Genomic DNA, 6,895 nt, shown 5'->3' on the forward strand with positions numbered 1-6,895 from the left:
CTGGGAAAGGTCTCGGACAGGACACAATGGGCGCATGACTTCGCTCGCCCACCCGCAGCTGCGTTTCACGCCCACCGTGGCGGACCCCTCCGGCCCCCGGGAGCTGGTGATCCTCGGTTCCACCGGGTCGATCGGCACCCAGGCCGTCGACGTCGTGCTCCGCAACCCGGACCGGTTCCGGGTGGTCGCGCTGTCGGCGGCCGGCGGCCGGGTGGAGCTGCTGGCCGAGCAGGCGCTGCGGCTGGGCGTGCACACCGTGGCGGTGGCCGATCCGGCGGCGGAGCCGGCGCTGCGCGAGGCGCTGGCCGCGAAGGCGGCGGGCCGGCCGCTGCCGGCCGTGCTGGTGGGGCCGGACGCGGCGACCGAGCTGGCCGCGGTGGAGTGCCACTCGGTGCTGAACGGCATCACCGGTTCGATCGGCCTGCGGCCGACGCTGGCCGCGCTGCGGGCGGGCCGGGTGCTGGTGCTGGCCAACAAGGAGTCGCTGATCGTCGGCGGTCCGCTGGTGAAGGCGGTGGCGAAGCCGGGCCAGATCGTGCCGGTGGACTCCGAGCACGCGGCGCTGTTCCAGGCGCTGGCGGGCGGCACCCGGGCCGAGGTCCGCAAGCTGGTGGTGACGGCGAGCGGCGGCCCGTTCCGCACCCGGACCAGGGAGCAGCTGGCCGGGGTGACCCCGCAGGAGGCGCTGGCGCACCCGACCTGGGCGATGGGCCCGGTCGTCACGATCAACTCGGCCACCCTGGTGAACAAGGGCCTGGAGGTGATCGAGGCGCACCTGCTGTACGACGTGCCGTTCGACCGCATCGAGGTCGTGGTCCATCCGCAGTCGGTGGTGCACTCGATGGTGGAGTTCACCGACGGTTCGACGCTGGCGCAGGCGAGCCCGCCGGACATGCGGATGCCGATCGCGCTGGGTCTGGGCTGGCCGGACCGGGTGCCGGGAGCGGCGCCCGCCTGTGACTGGACCAAGGCCGCGACCTGGGAGTTCTTCCCGCTGGACGACGAGGCCTTCCCGGCCGTCGAGCTGGCCCGTGAGGTGGGCACCCTGGGCGGAACGGCGCCGGCGGTGTTCAATGCGGCGAACGAGGAGTGCGTGGAGGCCTTCCTGAAGGGCCGCCTCGCCTTCACCGGGATCGTGGACACTGTTGCCAAGGTCGTGGCCGAGCACGGACAGCACGACGGTCGGACGGCCGCGGCGGGAACTTCCCTGACCGTCGAGGACGTCCTGCACGCGGAGGACTGGGCCCGTGCCCGGGCCCGCGAGCTGGCGGCGGGCTGACGTCCTCGCCTCCGGCGGCGGTGCCCGGCACGACCGGGACCGCGGTACGGCACGGATCGCGGTACGACGAGACGATGAGCGGAGCGGCATGACGGAGGACCAGCGGTGGCAACGGTTTTGACGGTGGTCGGCATCCTGGTCTTCGTGGTCGGATTGCTCGTCTCGATCGCCTGGCACGAGCTCGGCCACCTCTCCACGGCCAAGCTCTTCGGCATCCGGGTGCCCCAGTACATGGTCGGCTTCGGCCCGACCATCTGGTCGCGCCGGAAGGGCGAGACCGAGTACGGGATCAAGGCGATCCCCTTCGGCGGGTACATCCGGATGATCGGGATGTTCCCGCCGGGCGAGGACGGCCGGATCACCAAGCGCAGCAGCTCGCCCTGGCGGTCCATGATCGAGGACGCCCGTGAGGCCTCCTACGAGGAGCTCCAGGAGGGCGACGAGACCCGGCTGTTCTACACCCGCAAGCCCTGGAAGCGGGTCATCGTCATGTTCGCCGGGCCGTTCATGAACCTGGTCCTGGCGTTCGGGCTGTTCCTGACGGTCATGATGGGCTTCGGCGTCACCATGGCGGTGCCGACCATCGGCTCGGTCGCCCAGTGCGTGGTCAAGGCCGGTCAGCCGACCGACACCTGCCCCGCCGACGCGCCCAAGACCCCGGCCAACGAGGTGGGTCTGCGCCAGGGGGACAAGGTGCTCTCCTTCGACGGCGACCGGATCCGCGACTACGACCAGCTCCAGGCGGACATCCGGAAGTCGGCGGGCAAGCAGGTGGCGATCGTCGTGGAGCGCGGCGGCCAGCAGCTCACCTTCACGCCCACCATCGCCGTCAACGACGTGCAGAAGTACGACGGCAACGGCGTGCCGGAGAAGGGCCGGACCGTCCAGGCCGGGTTCCTCGGGTTCACCCCGAAGAGCGAAACGGTCCAGCTCGGCCTCGGGCAGTCGGTCGACCGGATGTACGACATGGCCGAGAACGGGGTGAAGTCGCTGGCCGCCCTGCCCGGCAAGATCCCGGGCCTGTGGAACGCCGTCGTCGGCGACGCCCCGCGCGACCCGGACTCGCCGATCGGCATGGTCGGCGCCGCCCGGGTCAGCGGCGAGGTGTTCTCCCTGCACGAGTCGGCCGCCCAGCGGATCGCGATCTTCGTGAACCTGCTGGCCGGCATCAACCTGTCGCTCTTCCTGTTCAACATGCTGCCGCTGCTGCCGCTGGACGGCGGCCACATCGCGGGCGCGGTCTGGGAGTCGGTCCGCCGCCGGTTCGCACAGCTGTTCCGGCGGCCCGATCCGGGCCCGTTCGACGTCGCCAAGCTGATGCCGGTCGCGTACGTCGTGGCCAGCATCTTCATCGGGTTCACCCTGCTGGTGATGGTGGCCGACCTGGTGAACCCGGTGAAGATCGGCTAGGACGTTCGGGTACGGCGGGTGTGCTGGGCCCCCGGACCGTGCCGTACCGTGGAGGCCGGGTGCGCGATCGTGGCGCGCCCGGCCTCGGCCGTCCCAACGGCCGGGCGGTCGATCCACACCTCAACCCCGGGGAACCCTGCGCACATGACCGCGATCTCGCTCGGTATTCCGTCCCTGCCGCTCAAGCCACTGGCCAAGCGCCGGTACTCCCGGCAGATCATGGTCGGCAACGTGCCGGTCGGCGGCGACGCACCCGTCTCCGTGCAGTCGATGACCACCACCGTGACCGCCGACATCAACGCCACGCTGCAGCAGATCGCGGAACTGACCGCGTCCGGCTGCCAGATCGTCCGCGTCGCCTGCCCGTCCCAGGACGACGCCGACGCGCTGCCGATCATCGCCAAGAAGTCGAAGATCCCGGTCATCGCGGACATCCACTTCCAGCCCAAGTACGTCTTCGCGGCGATCGACGCCGGCTGCGCCGCGGTGCGCGTCAACCCGGGCAACATCAAGGCCTTCGACGACAAGGTCGGCGAGATCGCCAAGGCCGCCAAGGACGCCGGGGTGCCGATCCGGATCGGCGTCAACGCCGGCTCGCTCGACAAGCGGCTGCTGGAGAAGTACGGCCGCGCCACCCCCGAGGCGCTGGTCGAGTCCGCCCTCTGGGAGTGCTCGCTGTTCGAGGAGCACGACTTCCGCGACATCAAGATCTCGGTCAAGCACAACGACCCGGTCGTGATGATCAACGCCTACCGCCAGCTCGCCGCCGCCTGCGACTACCCGCTGCACCTGGGCGTCACCGAGGCCGGTCCGGCCTTCCAGGGCACCATCAAGTCCGCGGTCGCCTTCGGCGCGCTGCTCGCCGAGGGCATCGGCGACACCATCCGGGTCTCGCTGTCGGCCCCGCCGGCCGAGGAGATCAAGGTCGGCAACCAGATCCTGGAGTCGCTCGGGCTGCGCGAGCGCGGCCTGGAGATCGTCTCCTGCCCGTCCTGCGGCCGCGCCCAGGTCGACGTCTACAAGCTCGCGGAGGAGGTCACCGCCGGGCTGGAGGGCATGGAGGTGCCGCTGCGGGTCGCTGTCATGGGCTGCGTCGTGAACGGGCCGGGCGAGGCCCGCGAGGCCGACCTCGGGGTCGCCTCCGGCAACGGCAAGGGCCAGATCTTCGTCAAGGGCCAGGTGATCAAGACCGTTCCCGAGTCGAAGATCGTCGAGACCCTGATCGAGGAGGCGCTCAAGCTCGCCGAGCAGATGCAGGGGGAGGGCGTCGAGGCCGGTTCGCCGACCGTCGTCGCCGCGGAGTGACCGCCGAGCGGTCCGAGCGCGGGTGCAGCGAAGTTTTCCGGAAGCGGGGCCGTCCGTTCGCGGACGGCCCCGCGGCCGTAGCCGGGTGGGGCCACGGAGTAGGGTGCGGCCAGAGTCGTCTCAGTGAGGTGCTGTCTCGATGATCGATCGAGGTGTGATGCTCCCCAGCTCCTTCCAGGCCGCCCGGGCGCTGGCCACCACCCGCGTGCTGGAACCGCCCGACCTGGCGGACGCCCTGGAGATCCTCCACCGCGACCCGGTCGCCAACGCCTTCGTCGCGACCCGGGTCGAGGCCGTCGGGCTGGACCCGTGGCGGCTCGGCGGGGAGATGTGGGGCTGGTACGGCGCGGACGGCGTGCTCGACGCCCTCTGCTACGCCGGGGCGAACCTCGTCCTGGTCAACGCCGGGCCGCAGGCCGTCGCCGCCTTCGCGGAGCGGGCCCGGCGGCAGGGCCGGCGCTGCTCCTCGATCGTCGGACCGGCCGGGGCGACCGCCGCCTTCTGGGCGCTGCTGGAACGGAGTTGGGGCCCCGCACGCGAAGTCCGGGGCCACCAGCCGCTGTTGGCGACCTCCTCGCCGTCCGCGGAGATCGCGCCCGACCCGCTGGTACGCCGGGTGCGGCGCACCGAGGTGGAGGCGCTGATGCCCGCCTGCGTGGCGATGTTCACCGAGGAGGTGGGGGTGTCGCCGCTGGCCGGCGACGGCGGGTTGCTCTACCAGGCCCGGGTGGCCGAACTCGTCACCACCGGGCGGTCGTTCGCGCGCTTCGCCGAGGACGGCCGGGTGGTGTTCAAGGCCGAGATCGGAGCCGTGACCCAGGGCGCCTGCCAGATCCAGGGCGTCTGGGTGGCGCCCGAGCACCGCGGCCAGGGGCTGTCCGAGACCGGGATGGCGGCCGTGCTGGACGTCGCGCTGCGCGAGGTGGCGCCGGTGGTCTCGCTGTACGTCAACGACTACAACCTGCGGGCGCGGGCCGCGTATCGACGGGTCGGGTTCCGGGAGGTCGGGGCCTTCATGAGCGTGCTGTTCTGACCTCCTCCCGGGTGCGGTGGGCCGGGGGTGCGGTGGGCCGGGGGTGCGGTGGGGTCGGCGGGTCGGTGGGGCCCGGGCGCTTCCGGGGTGCCCGGGTGCGGGGCGGTGTTGTGGCGCGGTTCGCCGGTGTTTCGCCGGTTGTTGGGTTCCGATCTTCGGCCGCGCCAGGGGGCCGCTGGTAGTAACGTCCGGAGCATGGATCAGCTGACCGGGGTGACGATCGAGGCCATCGACCTCGCGGCCTGGGCGCCGCAGGCGCTGGAGGTCCAGGCGGTGGCGTTCGGGCTGACGCCCGAGGAGGTCGCGGTCCGGCTGCACATCGTCGGGCGGCACGCCCGGCAGCCCGGGGTGATCGCCTTCGGGGCGATGAGCGGCGGCCGGCTGGTCGGGTTCGGGTACGGGATGCCGAACCAGCGGGACCACTGGTGGAGCACCGTCATCGAGCCGTACCTGACCGCCCGGGGCTACGGGGACTGGCTGGACGGCGTGTTCGCCGTCACCGAACTGCACGTGCTGCCGGAGTTCCAGGGCCAGGGCGTGGGCTCGCGGCTGATCCGGCTGCTGTGCGAGAGCTCGGGCCTGGAGCGAAGCATCCTGTCGGCGATCGACGCGGAGACACCGGCCCGGCGGCTCTACCGGGCGCTGGGCTACCAGGACCTGGCCCGGGCGGTGCGGTTCCCGGCGACGGACCGGCTGTACGCGGTGATGGGGGCGCGGTTGCCGTTGCGGTAGCCGTTGCCGTTGCCGTAGCGGTGGCCCGGGGGGTCGGTCCTAGTCGGAGAGGTGACCGGCGAGTTCCAGGTGGAGTTCGGCGTCCTCGTGGCGGCTCGTGGCCAGTGCGCGAAGGGCCAGGTCGACGGCGCGGAACAGGGCCCAGCCGCGCAGGCGGTCCCGGTCGACGTCGAGGGCGTCGGCGAGCTGCTGGAGCCTGCGGCGGACCGCGGCCGGGGCGCCGGGGGAGCCGATCAGGGTGTCCGCGCGGTCCAGGGCGAGGCGGGCCAGGTCGTAGGCGCGCTCGCCGGTCAGCGGGCGGGGGTCGATGGCCAGCCAGGGGGCGCGGTCGGCGGCGAGCACGTTGCCGTGGTGGAAGTCGCCGTGCAGCAGGAGGTTCTCGTCGGCGGAGGCGGTCAGGGCCCGGGCGGTGGCGAGGGCCTCGTCGATGAGGGGCTGGGCGGCGGCTACGGCGGGGTGGGTGCGGTGCTCTGCGAGGCGGGCGGCGGTGTCCGTGACGCGGTCGGCGAGGGTGGGGAGTTCGGGGCCGGCGGGCTGTGCGGGGCTGGAGGGCGGTTCGACCCAGAGGCGGTGCAGCAGGCTGGTGGCCTCCAGCATCGCCTTGGCCTCGGCGAGGGAACGCAGCGGGATGTCGCCGTGCAGGCGCTCCAGGAGGAGGACTCCCGCGTCGGGGTCGGCGTCGAGCAGCAGGACGGCGCCGCGGCCGGCCCAGTGGGTGAGCGCGGTGTGCTCGTTGGCGGTCTCGGGGGTGACCAGTCCGGCCTTGAGGACGGCGGGGGAGAGGTCGTCGCGGTGGACGTACGCGATCAGGCTGAGGCTGCCGCCGGGGTCCAGGGTGCGTTCGAGGGTGAGGTTCCAGCGGGCCAGATGGGTGGTGGCCGCGGCCGGCAGAGCGGCGAGCCATTGGCGGCCGGGCTCGCCGTGGGTGGCGGTGACGGTGGTCGTCAGCCGGGTGGGGGCGGTGATCTTTGGGGCGGGTCCGGACATGGGTCCATTGTCGGGGCTTGTGGGGGGCGCTGCGCGGGGCTGGGGTGTGGGGGTGGGCTCTCGGGAGGGTGGGTTGGTCCGGGGGCGGTTCCGGGGGTGGGTGCTCCGGCGGCTGGGTGATTTTCCGACTGCCGACTCTGTGGGTGGGG

The 6,895-nt window shown here is 72.5% G+C and carries 6 protein-coding genes; 5 read left to right on the forward strand and 1 reads right to left on the reverse strand.

What is annotated here, in order from left to right; translation table 11 throughout:
• The first annotated feature begins 34 nt into the window (after positions 1-34).
• From dxr to ACFY2K_RS41210, 5 genes are all read left to right on the forward strand, one after another.
• Positions 35-1,279, forward strand: coding sequence for a 1-deoxy-D-xylulose-5-phosphate reductoisomerase (dxr, locus tag ACFY2K_RS41190; RefSeq protein ID WP_375896102.1), 1,245 nt, complete (start codon positions 35-37; stop codon positions 1,277-1,279).
• Positions 1,280-1,384: 105 nt separating this feature from the next.
• Positions 1,385-2,689 carry an RIP metalloprotease gene (locus tag ACFY2K_RS41195; protein WP_375896100.1) on the forward strand — a complete coding sequence of 435 codons (1,305 nt, stop codon included), beginning with the start codon at positions 1,385-1,387 and terminating at the stop codon, positions 2,687-2,689.
• A 144-nt stretch (positions 2,690-2,833) separates the two neighbouring features.
• Positions 2,834-3,994, forward strand: coding sequence for a flavodoxin-dependent (E)-4-hydroxy-3-methylbut-2-enyl-diphosphate synthase (ispG, locus tag ACFY2K_RS41200; protein WP_350518302.1), 1,161 nt, complete (start codon positions 2,834-2,836; stop codon positions 3,992-3,994).
• Positions 3,995-4,151: 157 nt separating this feature from the next.
• A complete protein-coding gene (locus ACFY2K_RS41205) occupies positions 4,152-5,027 on the forward strand; it encodes a GNAT family N-acetyltransferase (protein ID WP_375896145.1) in 876 nt (291 codons plus the stop codon).
• Positions 5,028-5,222: 195 nt separating this feature from the next.
• Positions 5,223-5,759: a GNAT family N-acetyltransferase gene (locus tag ACFY2K_RS41210; protein ID WP_387717912.1), complete on the forward strand. Its 537-nt coding sequence runs from the start codon at positions 5,223-5,225 to the stop codon at positions 5,757-5,759.
• A 39-nt stretch (positions 5,760-5,798) separates the two neighbouring features.
• On the opposite strand, the gene ACFY2K_RS41215 is transcribed toward ACFY2K_RS41210, so the two are convergent.
• Entirely contained in the window at positions 5,799-6,746 is a 948-nt protein-coding gene (locus ACFY2K_RS41215; RefSeq protein WP_387717915.1) for an aminoglycoside phosphotransferase family protein, read from the reverse strand.
• Positions 6,747-6,895: the final 149 nt, after the last annotated feature.

The organism is Kitasatospora sp. NPDC001309, assembly GCF_042896295.1.
Lineage (GTDB): Bacteria > Actinomycetota > Actinomycetes > Streptomycetales > Streptomycetaceae > Kitasatospora.

Excerpts from the sequence above, each read along its gene's own strand:
- ACFY2K_RS41215 (WP_387717915.1), bottom strand. The coding sequence starts at position 6,746 with ATGTCCGGACCCGCCCCAAAGATCACCGCCCCCACCCGGCTGACGACC.
- ACFY2K_RS41205 (WP_375896145.1), top strand. The coding sequence starts at position 4,152 with ATGCTCCCCAGCTCCTTCCAGGCCGCCCGGGCGCTGGCCACCACCCGC.
- dxr (WP_375896102.1), top strand. The coding sequence starts at position 35 with ATGACTTCGCTCGCCCACCCGCAGCTGCGTTTCACGCCCACCGTGGCG.
- ACFY2K_RS41210 (WP_387717912.1), top strand. The coding sequence starts at position 5,223 with ATGGATCAGCTGACCGGGGTGACGATCGAGGCCATCGACCTCGCGGCC.
- ispG (WP_350518302.1), top strand. The coding sequence starts at position 2,834 with ATGACCGCGATCTCGCTCGGTATTCCGTCCCTGCCGCTCAAGCCACTG.